This window comes from Nocardia sp. NBC_01377, from assembly GCF_045040005.1.
Classification (GTDB): Bacteria; Actinomycetota; Actinomycetes; order Mycobacteriales; family Mycobacteriaceae; genus Nocardia; species Nocardia noduli.
This window is the reverse complement of sequence record NZ_CP109566.1, coordinates 2,264,075-2,281,194: the sequence shown is the minus strand read 5'-3', so window position 1 is coordinate 2,281,194 and position 17,120 is coordinate 2,264,075. Positions and strand designations below refer to the sequence as shown.

Below are 17,120 nucleotides of genomic sequence, written 5' to 3'. Positions count from 1 at the left end.
TCTCACAGTGGACATCCGAACCCCGGTGCCGCGACTCCCGCGCGCTCGTCACACGCGAGAGCGTGCCTGCCCCGCACCCGGCTCGCACGCCGGGCAACTGTCGGTACGGCGGCATACACTGGTGCTATGGGTGATTCGATCGGAGTCCGGAGCGAGCGCGTGATGGCGGGGGATGCGGTGGCCGAGGCCCGGGAATATCGACAGCTCCCCGCCGATCCACCGACCGCACCGGTCGGGCATCCCGAACTGAGGGTACTGCCGGAATGGCCGCTGGACACCATCGCGGTGCTGGTGACGGCGGCACCGTCGTTGCACGCCATTCCGGTCTCGTGGCCGGTCCGCGCGGGTGATCGCCGAATCCTGTTGAGCCTGCGAAGAAATCGCGGTTCGCTGCTGCGGCTGCGCAGCAATGCCGAGGTGGCGCTGACCATCATCGGCGGTGGTGACGTGGCGCTGTGCGCACGCGGTACCGCGCGGGTGGTGGCCGATCCGATGCCGGGGGCCGAGGATTACGCGGCCGTCGTCATCGATGTCGATGTGATCGACGACCACCGTCAGGGAGCCTTCCTCGTCGAAGCGGGCATCCAGCGCACCGTGGTCGACGAGACCGAACTCGCCTATCTCGAATCCCGGGTCGCGACACTGCGTGAGATGGCCCGCGAACACGATTGATCCGCCGCCGACGCGATCGGCGAATCAGCCCGCGTGCCATCGGGCCGATTCTCGCCGAGGCACCCGCCGGGGTGTGCCGGATCAGCGCAGTCGGGTGCGGCGCATGAAACGGAGCGTGGCCAGGGTGATCCGGAGCTGGCGGTCGTAGGGCTGACCCGACCGCGCGGCGAGCACCTGACGTTTCTGCACGCCGACGTTGATCGAATCGGTGTATTTCAGCAACCCGCTGTCACCGTGGCGTGATCCGACACCGGATTGCTTCACCCCGCCGGACGGGCTGCCCTTGGACGCGTAGCTGGTGACGAAACCGTCGTTGATATTGATGCTGCCCGCCTGCAACTGCCCGGCGATGCGCCCGGCCCGCGACAGGTCGCGGCTCCAGACACTGGCGTTGAGCCCGTATTCGGTGTCGTTGGCCAGCCGGATCGCTTCCTGTTCGTCGGTGAACGGGTAGACGCTCACCACCGGCCCGAAGGTCTCCAGCGTCGCGTGCGCCATATCGGGGGTGACGTCGGTGAGCACCGTGGCCTCGTAGAAGGCGGGGCCGATATCGGGGCGGGCCTGACCGCCGACCAGTACCGTCGCGCCTTTGTCCCGCGCGTCGTCGACGTGGGCCGCGACCCGCGCCAGATGCTGCGGGGAGACCAGCGATCCGAATTCGGGTGTGTAGTCGTAGGCCGCGCCCACGGTGGCGTTCAGATCGGTCGCCGCCCGGACCAATCGGCGCAGGAATTCGTCGTGAACGCTCTCGTGTACGTAGATGCGCTCGATATGCATACAGGCCTGGCCCGAATTCGCGAAGACGCCGAATACCGCGCCGGGTATCACCTCGTCGAGGTTCGCGTCCGGGAGCACGATCATCGGATTCTTGCCGCCGAGCGCGAGGCTGCATCCGATGAGATTGCGGCCCGCGCTCTCCCCCACCACGCGCCCGGTGGCGGTCGATCCGGTGAACATGACGAAATCGGCGTTGTCGATCAGCGTCGGGCCGATGTCGGGTCCCTCGCCGCAGACCACCTGGAACAGTCCCTCCGGCAGCCCCGCCTTCCGCAGCAGTTCCACACCGAACAGGGCGCACAGCGCGGTCTTGTTGTCCGGCTTGAGCACGACGCCGTTGCCCGCGATGAGCGCGGGCACCGAATCCGACAGGGCGATGGCGAACGGGAAATTCCACGGCGCGATGACCGCGACGACGCCTTTCGGGCGATGTTCCTCGGTCGAGGTGGTGAACAGCGGCACCGGGCCGCCGCGGCGCGTGGAACGCAGGACCCGGCGCGCGGTCTTGAGGTAGTGGCTGATGACCATGGGGACGTCACAGGATTCCTCGACCGCCATGCGCCTGGTCTTTCCACAGCCGATCTGGATCAGATCGGCGACGGTCTCGCATTCGCGCACCAGCAGTTCGTGCGCGCGTTCGAAGACCCCCAGCCTGCGCTTCAGCGGCCAGGAGGCCCATTCCCGCTGTGCCGCACGGGCTTTCTCGTAGGCGGCGAGAACGTCGTCGGGTCGTGACTGCGGCAGCGGGCCGACCGTCGCGCCGGTGTACACCTCGATCATGTCGTAGGCGGGGAGGGCGTCGGCGCTGTCGGCCGGGGTGGCGGTGACCAGCGCGGTCAGCCCGGCGATCAGTTCCGGGGTGATCCGGGCGGGCAGCGTCGCCACGGGACCGGGTCGGGTTTCGGTTGTACTCATCGACTCTCTCCGTTGGGGCTCGGCATCCGGGATGCGGGGTCGGCCGCGCAATGAAATTAGAACACGTTCTCGGTTCGCGCCTGCCGAGAATCCGAGCGTCAGCCGTTTTCGTCGGCCGCGATCGACAGTGCCTGCGTCGGGCAGTAGCGCACGGCGCGCTCGACATCGGCGCGCAGGCTCGCCCCCGGCGACGGATCGAGGATGTCGACGGTGCCGCGTTTGGGCACGGAGAACACCTCCGGCGCCTCGTCCTGACAGACGGCGTGCCCCTGGCACAGATCGGGGTCGACGTGGATTCTCACTCCTTCGCCTCCTCCTTCGGACGCAGCGGCGCTTCCGGCTGCACCTCGACGAGCACCAGGTGCGCCCCGCGCGGGGTACTCACCACCGCGGCCACCGCGGCGGCCAGATCACTCGCGCGCAGCATGTACGGATGCCGGGCGAATCCCCAGTCCTTCCAGTCCTGCAACATCGGCCCGACGACCTCGGGGGTGGAGGTCATCCCCATGCCGGTCAGCGTCGGCCCCGGCCGGACCAGTGAGGCGCGCACACCGGTGCCTTCCAGTTCCATACGCAACTGTCCGGCCATCGCCTCCAGCCCCGCCTTGGCTGCGCTGTACGCGGCGGTGCGCGGGCGCGGCTGGTCGGCGCAATCGGAGCTGATCAGCACGAAATCACCGCGCCTGCGCTCGATCATGCCCGGCAGCACCCGGTGCGCCAGACGCTGCGCGCCCGCAAGATGCACACCGATCTGGTCGACGAATCGCGCCGGATCCATTTCGTGCACCAGCCCGAATTCGATATCCCCCGCGCCGGAGACGAGGATCTCGACCGGACCCAGTTCCTTCTCGGTGGCGGTCACGAAATCGTCGACGGAACCGGTTTCGGAGACGTCGAGCGGATACACGAAAGCGGTGCCCCCGTCGGCCCGGATCCGCGCGGCCAGTTCCTCGCATTTGTCGACCCGGCGCGCGCCGAGCGCGACCGGATGCCCGAGTTCGGCCAGCGTGATCGCGGTCGCGGCGCCGATACCGGAGGACGCGCCCGCCACCATGACGGTCCTGCGTTCGGGATGGGGTTCGAAACGTGGCATCAGCCTGCCTCCACAACGATCGGTAGTTCGGCGAATCCGCGGACGCTGGTGGAATGCACCCGCTCGATGCCCGCTGTTTCTACCTCGTAGCGCCGGACCCGCGCGGCGAATTCACCCAGGGCGATATTCGCTTCGAGACGGGCCAGATGGGCGCCGAGGCAGAAGTGGACACCCGCGCCGAAACTCGTGAGCGCGGCTTTACCCGGACGGCCGATCCGGTAACTGTCGGCGTCGTCGAAGGCCTCGGTATCGCGATTGGCCGATCCGATGAGCAGCAGCACCTTGGAATTCGCCGGAATCGTGCCGTACGGGTATTCGATATCGACGGTCGCGGTGCGCGCGAGGATCTGACTGGACGCGTCGTAGCGCAGGGTCTCCTCGACCCAGTCCGAGACCAGGTCCCGGTCGGCCGCCACCTCCGCGTACTCCCCCGGATTCATTCCGGCCCAGTACAGGGCGTTGCCGAGGAGTTTGGTCGTGGTCTCGTTCCCCGCGACGACCATGAGGAACAGGAAGCCGATGATCTCCTCGTCGGTCAGCCTGTCGCCGCTCATCTCCGCGTCGAGCAGCGCCGAGGTCAGGTCGTCGGCGGGTTTCCTGCGCCGGTCGGCGACCAGATCGGTGTAGTAGGTGATCAGGGTGATGGAGGCGTGCGCGGCGGCCATGGGCACGTCGAGCACCCCGTCGTCCCGATGCACCACCAGATCCGCGAGTCGGCGGATCTCGGCCCGGTCGGCGACCGGCACACCCATCAGTTCGGAGATCACATCCATCGGCAGCTTGCCCGCGACCTCATCGATCCAGTCGAAACGGCGTTCGGCCAGCGCCGGTTCCAGATACGCGACGGTCAGATCCCTGATGCTGTCTTCCATCGCCGCCACGCGCTTGGGGGTGAACCCCTTGAAGACGAGTTTGCGCATCCGGACGTGACGCGGGTCGTCCATGGCGAGGAAGGACATCACCTTGTGCGCGTGCGGCCCCCACGCGGCCGGGTCGAGCGAGACGCCGTTGGCGCTGGAGAGCCGATGATGGTCGCGGAATCCGGCGGTGACGTCGGCGTGCCTAGACAGCGCGTAGAAACCGATATCGGCGTTGTGATAGAGCGGCGCTTCGGTGCGAAGCCGCTGATACGTGGGGTACGGGTCGTCGTGGAAGCGGTAGTCGTACGGATCGAAGGTCAGCGGCTCCAACGACGCGGCGGTCATCGTGCACCTCCGAAAATCGAGTACGCGTTCGCTACGCAGCGACGCTCCGCCGAGCCACTGGGAGACACATAGCTGGACATGTGTCTGGACACTACCAGCGCAACCGGTCCGAGACAATGCTCGCTTTTGCTGATGCTCGAACCCGGCGATCTACCGGCGCGAACCCGGACGATCGGCAACTGTTCCACATCGGATCCACCCGACCGCGACGGGACATTCTGAAACCTGTTCTTGCGCCATCCGACGCGACGAGCCTATATTTCCGTACACGTGTCCAGACAGCTCAGGAGTCCCGCATGACCCGTTTCACGGGAAGATCCGCCGTCGTCGCCGACGCGGCACCGACCGGCGGCGCGGCAAACGCGCCCGCGTGGTCCGACAACACATGCTCGGGTACCGGGCAGATCTCCGACGGCAGGCAGGAGTCGCGGGCATGACCGATCGCGTGGGTTTCATCGGGTTGGGCAATATGGGCGCGCCCATGGCGAAACGGCTGCTGGACCGGCCGGGCGGGCTCACCGTCTGCGATATGCGTCCCGAAGTCGTCGTCACCTACACCGACGCCGGGGCGAACGCGGCCGAGACACCGGCGGCCGTGGCAGAACAGTCCGAGGTCATCAGCATCGCGGTGGTCGACGACGCGCAGGTGCGCGGTGTCGTCGACGGACCCGACGGCATTCTGCGGACCGCGAAACCGGGTTCGGTGATCGCCGTGCATTCCACCATCAGCGACGCCACCGCCGAGGAACTCGCCGGAATCTGCGCCTCGCACGACGTCGAATTCGTGGACGCGCCGGTCAGCGGCGGTGCGCCCGGCGCCAATCGCGGCGTGCTCGCCGTGATGGTCGGCGGCACCGAAACCGCCTTCCAGCGGGTGCGTGAGCCGTTCGGCGCGTTCGCCGACCTGATCGTGCACGCGGGTCCGGTCGGCGCGGGCACACGTATGAAGTTGGCGCGCAACCTGCTTCACTTCGCGGCCTTCACCGCCGCGACCGAAGCGCAGCGCCTGGCCGAGGCGGCCGGTCTCGACATCGCCGCACTCGGCAAGGTGGTACGCCACTCCGACGCGGTGACCGGTGGCGCGGGAGCCATCATGCTGCGCGACACCACGGCCGCGATCGAGGAGGGCGATTTCTGGCTGCCGATCCTCAGTCACGCCCGCGACCTCGGGGAGAAGGATCTGTCGCTGGCGATGGAACTCGGCGAACGCCTCGGTGTCGCGCTGCCCTTCGCCGAACTCGCGATCGACGGCCTCGGAATCGGCCTGGGCGTCGGCACCGGCCCGATCGCCACCAAGAAGCGCTCCGGCGGATCGCCCGCGTGAGCGACATGGCCGCACAGACCGAAACAACCGAGAAGTAAGGACTCCCGACAGATGGCCGACACCTCCCTTCGCCCGCTGCCCGCCGCCGAGGTCACCGACTGGACGCATACCGCCGACGTCGTCATCGCCGGATACGGCATCGCGGGCGTGTGCGCCGCGATCGAGGCCGCTCGCGCGGGCGCGAGTGTGCTGATCCTGGAACGCACCGGCGGCTGGGGCGGCGCGGCCGCGATGGCGGGCGGGTTCATCTACCTCGGCGGCGGCACCCCGTTGCAGCAGGCCCTCGGCTTCGACGACACCACCGAGAACATGGAGAAATTCCTGCTCGCCGCGATCGGGGCGGGCGCGGACAAGGAGAAGATCGCCGACTACTGCCGCGGCAGCGTCGAGCACTACTCCTGGCTGGTGGCCAACGGGGTGCCCTTCCGCGAGGCGTTCTGGGGCGAGCCCGGCTGGGAGCCCCCGCACGACGAAGGTCTCATGTACTCCGGCGGCGAGAACGCCGCGCCGTTCAACGCCATCGCGAAACCCGCTCCGCGCGGCCATGTCCCGCAGATGGTCGACAAACGGATCGGGCAGCGCAGCGGCGGGTACATGCTGATGAAACCGCTGGCCGAAACCGCCGAATCCCTCGGCGTGCGCGCCGAATTCGACACCCGCCTCCGCAGGTTGGTCGTCGACGAGGACGGCCGGGTCGTCGGTCTGCGCGCGACCCGCTTCGGGGACGAGATCACCGTGCGCGCCGAACGCGGCGTGGTGCTCGCCACCGGCAGTTTCGCCTACCAGGAGAAGATGATCGAGGGCTACGCGCCACGACTGATCGGTCGACCGGCGGCGGCCATCGAGGAACACGACGGCATCGGCATCCGGCTGGCGCAGGCCTTGGGCGCCGATCTCGCCCACATGGACGCGACCGAGGTCGCCTTCTTCGCCGATCCGCAGATGCTGGCCAGGGGCATCCTGGTCAACGGCCGCGGCCAGCGCTACGTCCCCGAGGACACCTACGGCGGCCGGATCGGGCAGCTCACGCTGATGCAGCAGGACAACCAGGCGTATCTGATCCTGGACGAGGAGTCCTACGAACAGGCACTGGCGACGGTGAGCGCCACCCCGTTCTTCCGGCAACCGCCGAAATGGGCGGCCGAGACGGTCGCCGAATTGGAGGCGGATATGGGTCTGCCGACGCTGGCGCTGCAATCCACGGTGGAGTGCTACAACCGCCACGCCGCCGAGGGCTCGGATCCGCTGCTGGGAAAGAAGCCGGAATGGGTGCGCCCGCTGCGTGGTTCGCTGGCGGCCTTCGATCTGCGCGGTTTCACCGCGGGGTTCACCCTGGGCGGACTTCGCACCGATCTGGATTCCCGGGTCCTGCACGTGGCGGGCGACCCCATTCCCGGCCTGTTCGCCGCGGGACGGTGCACGTCGGGGATCGCGACCGGCGGCTATGTCAGCGGCGCGTCACTCGGCGACGGCAGTTTCTACGGACGGCGTGCGGGCATCGCGGCCGCGAAGAGCTGACGAGGTAGTATCCAGACATATGTCCGAGCCCGAGTCCATCATCCGCGAGGCGACCCGTCGTCGCCTCACCGGCAAACAAGCCGATACCGTCGACAAACTCACCAAGGCGGCGGTGGAGGTGCTGGCCCGCGAGGGGTTCGCGGGCATGACGATTCGTCTGGTCGCGGCCGCCGCCGGGGTGGGAACCGCGACGGCATACACCTATTTCTCCTCCAAGGAGCATCTGGTCGCCGAGATCTTCTGGCGGCGGCTGATGGCGGCGCCCTCCCCCGTCAGCGAAGATCCCGACCCGACGGTCCGGGTGGTCGCCGAACTGCGCGATATCGCGATGCTCGTCGCCGACGAACAGGAGTTGTCCGGGGCGGTCACCAGCGCCCTGCTCGGGCGCGATCCCGACGTCGAACACCTGCGTATCCGCATCGGCGCGGAGATCCGCCGACGCATCATCACCGCGCTGGGCTCCGACGCCGATCCCGACGTCGTCGAATCACTGGAACTGCTCTACGCGGGGGCGTTGGTCCGGGCGGGTATGGGGTACGGATCCTATTCCGAGATCGCCGACCGCATCGAGAAATCCGCGCTGCTGATCCTGCACTAGCACCGTCGCGGCAACTTCGGTCACGTTCGGCCGATTCGAACCCACCGCACCGCCCGATGCTCGTATGTTCTGGCGTAGGTCGGGTCGAATCGAAGTGGGGACTGTGCACCAGGGTGAGATTGTCGCGGATTACGTCATCGTCGGTTCGGGTTCGGCCGGCGCCGTGCTCGCGGATCGGCTCAGCGCCGCGCCCGGCATCCGGGTGGTCGTCCTCGAGGCCGGTCCGCCGGACAAGAACAAATTCGCCCACATTCCGGCGGCCTTCGCCAAACTGTTCCGCTCCGAACTGGATTGGAACTATCTGACCGAACCGCAGCCGCGGTTGGACGACCGGCGGATCTATTGGCCGCGCGGGCGGATGTTCGGCGGTTCCTCCTCGATGAACGCGATGATGTGGGTGCGCGGTTTCCGCGCCGACTACGACGAATGGGCCCTGCTCGCGGGCGAGGAGTGGAATTTCGCCGCCGCCATCGACGCGTTCCGGCGCGTCGAGAACGTCGAGGACGCACAGTATCCCGACGAGGGCGCGGCCGGACCGCTCCACATCTCCAAGCAGCGCAGCCCGCGCGCGTCGACCGCCGCGTATCTGGCGGCCGCGCGGGAACTGGGTTATCCGGTGGAACCGCCGAACAGGCCGCAGCCCAACGGTTTCAGCCAGACCATGGTGACCCAGCGCGGCGGTCGCCGGTGCAGCGCCGCCGACGCGTTCCTTCGACCGGCCATGCGCCGCGACAATCTGACGGTGCTCGGGGACGCGCTCGCCACCCGCGTGCTCTTCGACGGCACCCGCGCCACCGGTGTCGAATACCGCACGGGCGGAGCGACATACACTGTCTCCGCACGACGGGAGGTGGTGCTCTGCGGCGGCGCCGTCAACACCCCGCAACTGCTGATGCTCTCGGGGATAGGCGATATCGACGAATTGGCGCGCCACGGTATCCGCCCGGTGTACAGCGCCCCGGAGGTGGGAGCGAATCTCCAGGATCACCTGGTCGCCGGAATCGGCTACGGCGTCGACGGTGATTCCCTGTTCGACGCCGAGAAACCGGGGCAGCTCCTGGACTACCTGATCCGGCACCGCGGCATGCTGACCTCCAATGTCGGCGAGGCCTACGGTTTCGTCCGCAGCGCCCCGGATCTGGACCTGCCCGATCTGGAACTGGTCTACACGCCCGCGCCCTTCTACTACGAAGGGCTCAGGGACCCGACCGAACACGGCGTCATCCTGGCCTGCGTGCTGCTGCGTCCGCACAGTCGCGGCCGGATCGGGCTCGCGAGCGCCGACCCCACCGCGGCGCCGACGATCGACCCGCGCTACCTGTCCGACAGCGCGGGCGCCGATCACGAGGCGATGCGCGCGGGCCTGCGCGTGTGCGCGCGCCTCGCCGAAGCGCCCGCGCTGAAAGCCGTTCTCGGACCGGTCATCTACCCGCCGCGAGCACCCGCCGACATCGAAGCCACCATCGAACTCGCGATCCGCGGCTACGCGCACACCCTCTACCACCCGGCCGGTACCTGCCGAATGGGCACCGACCCGGCCAGTGTGGTCACCCCGCGTTTGGAAGTGCGTGGCGTACAGGGACTTCGCGTCGCCGACGCGTCGGTGATGCCGCTGCTGATCCGCGGTCACACCCACGCGCCGAGCGTCTTCGTCGGCTCACGCGCCGCCGATTTCCTGCTCGCCTGACCGGGTCCGGTCAGGCATAGGCGAACAGGGCGAGCGAGCCTGCCGCGAGCGCGAGATACGGTAGCGGATAACCGATGTCGGCGTAGGCGCGCGCCCACACGATGGTGGCGACCGCGAGCGCGAAATACAGCACGAGACCGATGGCGGCGGCCGCTCCGAGGCTCGGGAAGGCCAGTCCGGCGAGTAATCCCAGCGCGCCGACCGCCTTGATCACGGCCAGCGGACCGAGACTCCACAACGGCAGGCCGTAGCCGAGCATGGTCTCGCGGACGCGGTCGGCGGCGACCAGGTCGTATCCGGAGGCGAAGGCTGCGGCCAGAGCCGCGAGAACGGTGACGACGATATAGGCGATGGACATGACTGGATACCCTCCGGTGGTCGACAGTGTGCGATCTGCCATCGTGGGTGCGTGCTCGACACCCCCCGTGGCCCGAGCGCGGTCGCGCCCGTCGTATCGGAGACGGATGCCGAGCGGGAAAGGTGACCGGTGACCGATCAGGACGTGCGAGCGCGGCGTTTCGAGGCCGAACGTGACCGTCTGCGCGCCGTCGCCTACCGCATGCTCGGTTCGGCGGCCGAGGCCGAGGACGCGGTGCAGGAGAGTTGGCTACGGCTCGCTGCCGCCGACTCCGATGCCATCGAGAACCTGAACGCTTGGCTCACCACGGTGGTGTCCAGGATCTGCCTGGATATGCTGCGAGCACGGGCAACGCGGCGCGAGGATCCCCTGGAACGGATCGCCGAACTCGATGACACGGCCGGTGTCGATCCGGAAACCGAAGCGGTCCTCGTGGATTCGGTCGGCCGCGCGTTGCTCGTCGTCCTGGCGAGGCTGGGGCCCGACGAACGTATCGCCTTCGTCCTGCACGACATGTTCGCGGTTCCCTTCGATCGGATCGGGCCGGTCGTCGGCCGCAGCGCCGCGACCGCGAAGAAACTCGCCAGCCGTGCCCGACGCCGCGTTCACGGCCCCGCAGCGGCGGGCGATCCCGAGCGGGTCCGCGAGCGCCGGGTCGTCGAAGCCTTCCTCGCGGCGGCCCGCGGCGGTGATCTCGACGCCTTGGTCGCCGTTCTCGCGCCGGATGTGGTCCGTACCGCCGACCTCTCCGCCCTCCGCCCCGGCATGGCTACCGAAGTGCGCGGCGCCGACGCGGTCGCCGAGGAGACCGTGGTCTTGCGGCTGCGGGCTCGGTTCGCGGTCGCCGCGTGGATCGACAACGCGCCCGGTGTTGTCCTCGCGCCGGGTGGACGGTTGCTACTGGCCCTGCGGATGACCTTCGACGGTGATCGGATCAGCGGGTACGACGTCGTCGCCGATCCGCGGAGATTGCGGACCCTGGAAATCGCGGTACTGCCCGACCCGTAGGAGTCCGGTCAGAACGCGGGGACGCGCGCGAAACCCAGCGGCGGGGTCGGGTCGGGTCCGATCCGCAGGACCGGTCGGAAATCGGGGAGGGCGGTGATCACATCGACATTGCGGGCGGCGTAGCACCGGACCTCGGGGAGCGCGCGGGCCACTTCCGCGCGTTCGACCGGCTCGGCGTCGATGAAGGCGACGGTGTCCAGTCGTAGACCCAGTGTCCGCGCGATCCTGACGATCGACGCGGATTTACGGCCCCAGCCGATCTCGAAGGCGGCGAACCTCTCGTGCACGCCCTCCCGGCACAGCTTGCCGACCGTTTCCTCTCGATCGCCGCGGCTGGCGACCGCGTGCCAGATGCCCCGGTCGCTCAGTATCGCCATGGTGCGCAGCGCCTCGGGTCTGGGCGCGGAACTGGTCGCATCGCACACCACTCCGTCCCACAGGGTGTTGTCCAGTTCCCAGACAAGACATCTCAGAGCCGGTCGCATCGCCTGCCCCTATCGTTGGTCGTCGTCGCGTGTCCTACCGCGTCGCACCCGGTGGACGACCGCGGGAGAGGACACTGCTCCCAACAATCCAGGGCACGACGCGTGCCGAGCAAGCCCCCGGTTTCGTGGGGCCGTTCCGGCGGGCTGATATTACCGGCATAACGGGGCATTTCCGGCGTCAAATCCCGTAATAGCCCCGGACCAGGCGTTCGTACATCCGTCCGGACACCAGTCGCCTTGTCCAGAAGGAGAGCCGAACGTCGTTGCCGCACACATAGGTCTGGCGCGGTCTCGCGGCGGACAGGATCTCCTGCACTTTTCTGGCAACCGCGTCGGCCCGCTGTCCCTGCGCGAGGTATCCGCTCACCCTCGTCAGCACCGCGCCGCGATCCGCGTCGTACTCGGCGATGGGCCGGGTGACCCGCACCGACGCATCGATGATCGGGGTGACCGTCCACCCCGGGGCCAGAACCGAGACCTGGACGCCGAACTGTGAAACCTCCATCCGCAGCGCCTCGCCGAGACGCTCCACCGCCGCTTTGGTCGCCGAGTACCAGCTGCCGTAGGGCTCGGCGATTGCTCCCGCGCCCGAACTCACCACGACCACCCGGCCCGCGCCCTGTGCGCGCATGGTCGGCATGGCGGCGCGCACCACGCGGTGGGTGCCAAGGACATTGGTGTCGAACAGGTCGGCGGCCTCGTCCGGACCGGTCTCCTCGACCGAACCGACGACGCCGTACGCCGCGAAGGTGACCACCGCGTCGATGCGCCCGTTCCGGTCGAGTACCGACCGCACCCAGGCGTCGACGGCCTCGGTATCCCTGACGTCGACGGTGGCGTGACCGTCGCCGTCGAGGCGATCGCACGCCTCGACCGTGTAGCCCAGGCCCGCCAGATATTTCGCGGTCGCCGCGCCCATTCCGTTGGCCGCGCCGGTGACCAGCACGACGCTCACGCCGCGCACACCTTCAGTACCCGCGGCAGCACTTCCAGGCGGGCGGATTCGACGACGGTGATCTCGCCGTCCAATTCCAACGGGGCGGGACGGTCGGGACGCAGTTCGACGGCGGTGTCACGATGGCAGATCGCCGCCGACGACGTGCTGAACTTGCCGCGGTAGAGCCCCGCGATGAGGGCGAGGATGCGCGCTCGTCCCACGGCGTCCCAGATATTCACGTCGAAGTGGCCATCGGCACGGGTCACCGGGGTGTCGTAGTACATGCCGCCCGCGAAATGCACGCTCTTGATCACCCCGATATTCGTGATCGGCGTCCGATGTTCCCAATCGGTGCCGCGGATCTCGACGCGAAGCGGCGTATGCGTGGCGATATTGGCCAGCGCGGTCGCCACGATGTCGTCGACGCTGTTCAATTGCGACGCGGCGTCCTCGGGAATCTCGATACCGAACGCCTGCTCCAGCTGGATGGTCAGCTCGATGGCGGTCGGCGAGTCGAGACCGTAGTCGATGAGCTGCGCGGCGGCGCGGATGTCGTCCGCGGCGACCCACAGCACCTCGCCGACGATGGCACGGACCCGCGACTCGATCTCGGCGGTGGAACGGGTTTGCGCACTCGTCCGAAGAGTTTTCCTTCCCTCACACAGGCGCGAACCGACTCGTCCGGATCGACGCCGTCGGCGGTGTCGATGCGATGGAATCCGATCTCGGGGAATGCCGAGGCCAGGGTGTCGCGAACCCGCAGGTATCCCTCGCGCAGCATCGCCAGACGTTCCGCCGTCTCGTGCGCCTCCTCCATGCCCTCGCCGGATCGCAGCGCGCGTCGGACCACTGCCTGCTCGGGCGGAACATCGAGCCGGAGCACGCATCGGGCAGGGTCGTGCGGAATCGGGCCGCGAATCCGGCGACCGACGCCGTGATATTGCGTCCGACCAGGTCGGCGATCTCGGACAGCAGCGACCAGATGTCCCGCGCGCTGCCCAGTCGGGCCGCCTGGCTGTGCTGCCAGGCCAGAATGTCGTCGAACGTTCCGGGGCGATGCCGCTCCTGCACCGCCGCGATCTCGTGTTCGCGGTCGTGGCCGTTCCAATCCGGCCCGGCCAGCGCCATATACAGCGGTCCGTAGACCTGGAGTTCGATCAGCGGATGATGTTCGAACACCAGCACATCCGGAGACCAGGTGTCGAGGAAATGCCGTTCCACCGGACCGAACAGCGTCATCTGCAAATACATGGCGGTCGCCTTCATCTCCAGGATGGAGATCTCGTCGCATCCGACGCTGAAGGCCTTGAGCTGCGTGGACAACTCGGTGAGCGGGACATCGCGGGTGTTGTGGAAGTCCGGGCAGGTCATGGCGGCGAAGGCATCCGGAGCCCCGGGCAGATCGGCGACGTCGGGATGCACGTCACCCGGGACGGCCAGGTCGTAGACCAGTACCGAGTGATCGGTGGCGAGCAGATCCGGAGTCAGCAGTGGCACGGCGGAATTCGTCGCGGTCAGCACGATATGGCAATCGCGCAGCACGGTGAGGTCCTCGCTGATCTCCAGCACACCGGGGCCGGTCGATTCCGTTCTCGGCGGCAGGATTTCGATCCCCTGGAGCAGGCCGCGTCCACGCACGCCCGCGATGACACTCGGCCACCGGCTCGCGATCCCGTCGAGCCGCGCGCCGGTGTATCGGCCTGTTCGGTCAGGGCGAAGGCGCCTGCGGACTTCCCGTGGAACGCGTTGGCCAGCGAAACGTACACCGGTCCCCTGGCCTCGATCTCGTCGATGACACGCGCGGCCTCGACCGCGTCGGCACCGGTCGACCCGAGGGTCACCACGTAGTCCCGGCCGGTCGTCGAACCCACCAGATCCGAGAGCCTTCTGGCCAGACGGGCGGCCCCCGCCCGAATGCTGCCCTGGGACACGAAGGGGTGCTGTTGGTTCAACCGCGCCGTCGCCACACGCACCAGCGCCGGGTGATTGTGGCCGAAAAGCGCAGCTCCGAAGCCTCCGACCAGGTCGAGGACGCGGGTGCCGTCGGCCCCGATCAGGTGATCGCCCTCGGCGCCGGCGTACACCACGTCCAGGTGACACGCGCGAAGCAACCGCGCCAGCCCGGGACGATTGTGCCGGGCGAAATCGTCGAACAGTTCCCGCGTCACGTCCGGTTCCCCGGGGACTCGGGCCGTGATCCGTCGCGCTATCGATGCCACGGCCCCTATGCCCCGAACTCGGTGGGACTGCGGTACTTCGCCGAAACACAGTCGATCACGTCACGCGCGGTATAGAGCGTGGCGACCTCTTCGTCGAGCAGCTCGACACCGAAGGCGCGCTCGAGTTCGATCACGATCTCGGCGGATCGCACGGAGTCCAGGCTATAGTCCAGCAATGGCGTGTCGACATCGATGTATGCCACCTGAAGTCCGGCGCGGAAGAGTTCACCGACGCGCTCGGAAATTTCATCGGACACGATTATTTTCCCCTCCGGCTACCTCGGAGCCCACCGATTCCGCGGCGGGCACCGCACCTGCGACGGCGGTGCCCGACGAGGGATGAAATACAATTAATCCCTGGTCGATGCATGATTCAACGCCACCCAAGACTGCGATCACCTACCCTCCGACATCGATAACCGAGACTGTCACGCGTCATATCTCGTCACTTCACGCACCTGTCAGCGATCACAGTTGCGCCATGTCCCAATCTGTACACCGCAGATCAAATGCCTGCAATTCCAAATGTGCTGCCGGACAGCACCTCTCACCCATAGCCAAGTGCATGGCAATCTTTTTCGCCGCATGCGAGTCGGCATGCCATCACATTGCGCCGGGCACATGGGCGCAACGCGTCCCAGACAATCTTCTCCAACAATTGTGGGCATCTTTATTTCGGGACACCAAGCACCCGAAGGCGCGAGAACTTCCGAATTTCCGAAACCCCGCTGTTCACGGTCAGTTCATCGCACCGTGGGGCATATAACAAAAACCAACTCCTCGGTATTTAAAATGGAAAATTGGAGATACCACAGCTACCAGGGCAATTACAATTTGTTAACGGTGTTTTTACGATCGCGAAGAGCGTTCCGGAGCAGCCTGAAACAGGCGGCAAACCATGCATCCGGCCGGCAAATGTGACACCTCTCATTGCCGATCGGTAGACAGGGTGCCTCGACGCGGGCGAAGACTCCTCGAGGCAGTTCCGCTCTCGGACTCTCAGAACCACCCGAATCGATCCATTCCCCCCTCGCCACAGTTAGTGTGAATGCGTTGCACACTAATTTCAGGGGGCGGAAGGAGTCGTCAATGGCCGTCGATAGCTCGGCGCGACCGAGTCTTACCCTGTCGGGTAAGCCGATGTCGTCACCGCTGCAGGACATAAGAACGCTGTCACGCCAGATGGTGGGCCACTTCGTGGAGAACGTGGTGCCCTGCGGAACGCTACCCGGAGACGCCATCACCGGCGACGTCACCGCGATCACCCGGGTCTGCCTGGAGTTCGCGATCAGCATGCTCGACGGCAAGGACATCCCCACCAAACTCCAGCGGCTCCAGGACGCCGCGGCGGGATGGGCACGCGAAGGTGTACCGATCGACACCATCCACCACTCGATCCACGAGGGTTTCAAGATGGGGCTCGACCTCGTCGTCTCGGGCGCCTCGATCAAGGACTACGACAACCTCGTCGTCGGCGCCAAGGCCGTGCTGGAGATGCTCGACCAGATCACCTCCGCCATCTCGGTCGCCTACGTGCGCGAACTGCGCTCGGTCGTCAGCGAACACCACACCGCGGTGCACACGCTGACCTCGGCGCTGCTCGGGGGGCACAGCACATCGACCATGGCACGGGAATGCGGCATCGCCATCGCGGATTCCTACGCGGTGGTGGCGGTGGCGATTCCGCCGCATCGCGAGGAACACAATCCGGCGGTCGACAGCCAGGTGGTCGCACGCCGCAAACTCCGGCGGGTACAGGCCGAACTGGCGACCCGGTGCGGAAACAACGCGTTGTCGTTGCTCAGCGTGGACGGCGGCACCGTACTCGTACCGTCGGCCACCTTCGACAGCGTCGAACTCGACGCGTTGATCACCCAGTTGTCGCACGCGGCCCAGGTCGGCATCACCGCGACGATGATCGACGCGGCCCCCGCGCAGATCCCCGACGCCGCGGACCAGGCGCACGAACTCCTCGACATGGTGCAGCGACTCCAAGCCGTCCCCGGCATGTACCGCTTCGACGAGCTGGCGCTCGAATACCAGCTCACCCGCCCCGGCCCCGGCCGCGAATATCTCGGCTCCCTCCTCGATCCGCTGGACGCGCACCCCGAACTCCTCGAGACATTGCAGCGGCACATCGCCAACAACCTCAACCGGCAGCGCACCGCCCGGGTCCTGCATGTGCACACCAACACCGTCGACTACCGCCTCAAACGGATCGGCCAGTTGACCGGATTCGACCCGTCGCAGCCGTCCGGACTCTGGTACCTACGATCGGCCCTGGTCGCCCGCACCTATCGCGCATAACGGTGCGGGCGACCGGG

The 17,120-nt window shown here is 67.4% G+C and carries 18 protein-coding genes; 8 read left to right on the top strand and 10 right to left on the bottom strand.

What is annotated here, in order from left to right; genetic code table 11:
- Positions 1-126: 126 nt before the first annotated feature.
- A complete protein-coding gene (locus OG225_RS10240) occupies positions 127-672 on the top strand; it encodes a hypothetical protein (RefSeq protein ID WP_405181438.1) in 546 nt (181 codons plus the stop codon).
- A gap of 81 nt (positions 673-753) precedes the next feature.
- Here the strand turns inward: OG225_RS10240 and OG225_RS10235 are convergent, their stop codons facing one another.
- From OG225_RS10235 to OG225_RS10220, 4 genes are all read right to left on the bottom strand, one after another.
- Complete coding sequence (locus OG225_RS10235) at positions 754-2,364, bottom strand: succinic semialdehyde dehydrogenase (RefSeq protein ID WP_405181437.1); 1,611 nt, start codon at positions 2,362-2,364, stop codon at positions 754-756.
- A 98-nt stretch (positions 2,365-2,462) separates the two neighbouring features.
- The gene (locus tag OG225_RS10230) at positions 2,463-2,666 is read right to left on the bottom strand and encodes a ferredoxin (RefSeq protein ID WP_405181436.1); all 204 of its coding nucleotides are present in this window, start codon (positions 2,664-2,666) and stop codon (positions 2,463-2,465) included.
- Positions 2,663-3,457: an SDR family oxidoreductase gene (locus tag OG225_RS10225; protein ID WP_216906891.1), complete on the bottom strand. Its 795-nt coding sequence runs from the start codon at positions 3,455-3,457 to the stop codon at positions 2,663-2,665. Before OG225_RS10225 ends, OG225_RS10230 begins: the two co-directional genes overlap by 4 nt.
- On the bottom strand, positions 3,457-4,662 hold the full coding sequence (locus OG225_RS10220; protein ID WP_405181435.1) for a cytochrome P450: 1,206 nt from the start codon (positions 4,660-4,662) through the stop codon (positions 3,457-3,459). The genes OG225_RS10225 and OG225_RS10220 overlap by 1 nt, the downstream gene beginning before the upstream one ends.
- Positions 4,663-4,958: 296 nt before the next feature.
- Here OG225_RS10220 and OG225_RS10215 point away from each other — a divergent pair, with 296 nt between their 5' ends.
- The 5 genes from OG225_RS10215 to OG225_RS10195 all read left to right on the top strand — a co-directional run bounded on the left by OG225_RS10215 (position 4,959) and on the right by OG225_RS10195 (position 9,789).
- A complete protein-coding gene (locus tag OG225_RS10215; RefSeq protein WP_216906887.1) occupies positions 4,959-5,099 on the top strand; it encodes a hypothetical protein in 141 nt (46 codons plus the stop codon).
- The gene (locus OG225_RS10210; RefSeq protein ID WP_216906885.1) at positions 5,096-5,986 is read left to right on the top strand and encodes an NAD(P)-dependent oxidoreductase; all 891 of its coding nucleotides are present in this window, start codon (positions 5,096-5,098) and stop codon (positions 5,984-5,986) included. The genes OG225_RS10215 and OG225_RS10210 overlap by 4 nt, the downstream gene beginning before the upstream one ends.
- Positions 5,987-6,037: 51 nt before the next feature.
- Positions 6,038-7,504 (top strand): FAD-dependent oxidoreductase, encoded by a 1,467-nt coding sequence (locus OG225_RS10205; protein WP_405181434.1) that lies wholly within the window; start codon positions 6,038-6,040, stop codon positions 7,502-7,504.
- A gap of 19 nt (positions 7,505-7,523) precedes the next feature.
- Positions 7,524-8,102, top strand: a complete 579-nt coding sequence (locus OG225_RS10200) for a TetR/AcrR family transcriptional regulator (protein WP_109524384.1) — start codon at positions 7,524-7,526, stop codon at positions 8,100-8,102.
- Between the two features lie 103 nt (positions 8,103-8,205).
- The gene (locus OG225_RS10195) at positions 8,206-9,789 is read left to right on the top strand and encodes a GMC family oxidoreductase (protein WP_405183232.1); all 1,584 of its coding nucleotides are present in this window, start codon (positions 8,206-8,208) and stop codon (positions 9,787-9,789) included.
- Positions 9,790-9,799: 10 nt separating this feature from the next.
- Here OG225_RS10195 and OG225_RS10190 read toward each other — a convergent pair whose 3' ends face one another.
- Entirely contained in the window at positions 9,800-10,147 is a 348-nt protein-coding gene (locus OG225_RS10190; RefSeq protein WP_405181433.1) for a DoxX family protein, read from the bottom strand.
- 129 nt (positions 10,148-10,276) lie between these two features.
- Here OG225_RS10190 and OG225_RS10185 point away from each other — a divergent pair, with 129 nt between their 5' ends.
- Positions 10,277-11,155 (top strand): sigma-70 family RNA polymerase sigma factor, encoded by an 879-nt coding sequence (locus tag OG225_RS10185; RefSeq protein ID WP_405181432.1) that lies wholly within the window; start codon positions 10,277-10,279, stop codon positions 11,153-11,155.
- Positions 11,156-11,163: 8 nt separating this feature from the next.
- On the opposite strand, the gene OG225_RS10180 is transcribed toward OG225_RS10185, so the two are convergent.
- The 5 genes from OG225_RS10180 to OG225_RS10160 all read right to left on the bottom strand — a co-directional run bounded on the left by OG225_RS10180 (position 11,164) and on the right by OG225_RS10160 (position 15,053).
- Positions 11,164-11,640 (bottom strand): HAD-IIIC family phosphatase, encoded by a 477-nt coding sequence (locus tag OG225_RS10180; protein WP_405181431.1) that lies wholly within the window; start codon positions 11,638-11,640, stop codon positions 11,164-11,166.
- Between the two features lie 178 nt (positions 11,641-11,818).
- Positions 11,819-12,595 carry an SDR family NAD(P)-dependent oxidoreductase gene (locus tag OG225_RS10175; RefSeq protein WP_405181430.1) on the bottom strand — a complete coding sequence of 259 codons (777 nt, stop codon included), beginning with the start codon at positions 12,593-12,595 and terminating at the stop codon, positions 11,819-11,821.
- On the bottom strand, positions 12,592-13,464 hold the full coding sequence (locus OG225_RS10170; RefSeq protein WP_405181429.1) for a phosphopantetheine-binding protein: 873 nt from the start codon (positions 13,462-13,464) through the stop codon (positions 12,592-12,594). Before OG225_RS10170 ends, OG225_RS10175 begins: the two co-directional genes overlap by 4 nt.
- 627 nt (positions 13,465-14,091) lie before the next feature.
- A complete protein-coding gene (locus OG225_RS10165) occupies positions 14,092-14,745 on the bottom strand; it encodes an aminotransferase class III-fold pyridoxal phosphate-dependent enzyme (protein ID WP_405181428.1) in 654 nt (217 codons plus the stop codon).
- Between the two features lie 56 nt (positions 14,746-14,801).
- Positions 14,802-15,053: an acyl carrier protein gene (locus OG225_RS10160; RefSeq protein WP_405181427.1), complete on the bottom strand. Its 252-nt coding sequence runs from the start codon at positions 15,051-15,053 to the stop codon at positions 14,802-14,804.
- Between the two features lie 832 nt (positions 15,054-15,885).
- Here OG225_RS10160 and OG225_RS10155 point away from each other — a divergent pair.
- Positions 15,886-17,103, top strand: coding sequence for a PucR family transcriptional regulator (locus OG225_RS10155; protein ID WP_405181426.1), 1,218 nt, complete (start codon positions 15,886-15,888; stop codon positions 17,101-17,103).
- Positions 17,104-17,120: the final 17 nt, after the last annotated feature.

What these genes read in the sequence shown, in the direction of transcription:
- OG225_RS10190 (WP_405181433.1), bottom strand. Translation starts at nt 10,147, where the DNA reads ATGTCCATCGCCTATATCGTCGTCACCGTTCTCGCGGCTCTGGCCGCA.
- OG225_RS10170 (WP_405181429.1), bottom strand. Translation starts at nt 13,464, where the DNA reads ATGCGTGCTCCGGCTCGATGTTCCGCCCGAGCAGGCAGTGGTCCGACG.
- OG225_RS10220 (WP_405181435.1), bottom strand. Translation starts at nt 4,662, where the DNA reads ATGACCGCCGCGTCGTTGGAGCCGCTGACCTTCGATCCGTACGACTAC.
- OG225_RS10200 (WP_109524384.1), top strand. Translation starts at nt 7,524, where the DNA reads ATGTCCGAGCCCGAGTCCATCATCCGCGAGGCGACCCGTCGTCGCCTC.
- OG225_RS10215 (WP_216906887.1), top strand. Translation starts at nt 4,959, where the DNA reads ATGACCCGTTTCACGGGAAGATCCGCCGTCGTCGCCGACGCGGCACCG.
- OG225_RS10235 (WP_405181437.1), bottom strand. Translation starts at nt 2,364, where the DNA reads ATGAGTACAACCGAAACCCGACCCGGTCCCGTGGCGACGCTGCCCGCC.
- OG225_RS10205 (WP_405181434.1), top strand. Translation starts at nt 6,038, where the DNA reads ATGGCCGACACCTCCCTTCGCCCGCTGCCCGCCGCCGAGGTCACCGAC.
- OG225_RS10180 (WP_405181431.1), bottom strand. Translation starts at nt 11,640, where the DNA reads ATGCGACCGGCTCTGAGATGTCTTGTCTGGGAACTGGACAACACCCTG.
- OG225_RS10240 (WP_405181438.1), top strand. Translation starts at nt 127, where the DNA reads ATGGGTGATTCGATCGGAGTCCGGAGCGAGCGCGTGATGGCGGGGGAT.
- OG225_RS10155 (WP_405181426.1), top strand. Translation starts at nt 15,886, where the DNA reads ATGGCCGTCGATAGCTCGGCGCGACCGAGTCTTACCCTGTCGGGTAAG.
- OG225_RS10210 (WP_216906885.1), top strand. Translation starts at nt 5,096, where the DNA reads ATGACCGATCGCGTGGGTTTCATCGGGTTGGGCAATATGGGCGCGCCC.
- OG225_RS10225 (WP_216906891.1), bottom strand. Translation starts at nt 3,457, where the DNA reads ATGCCACGTTTCGAACCCCATCCCGAACGCAGGACCGTCATGGTGGCG.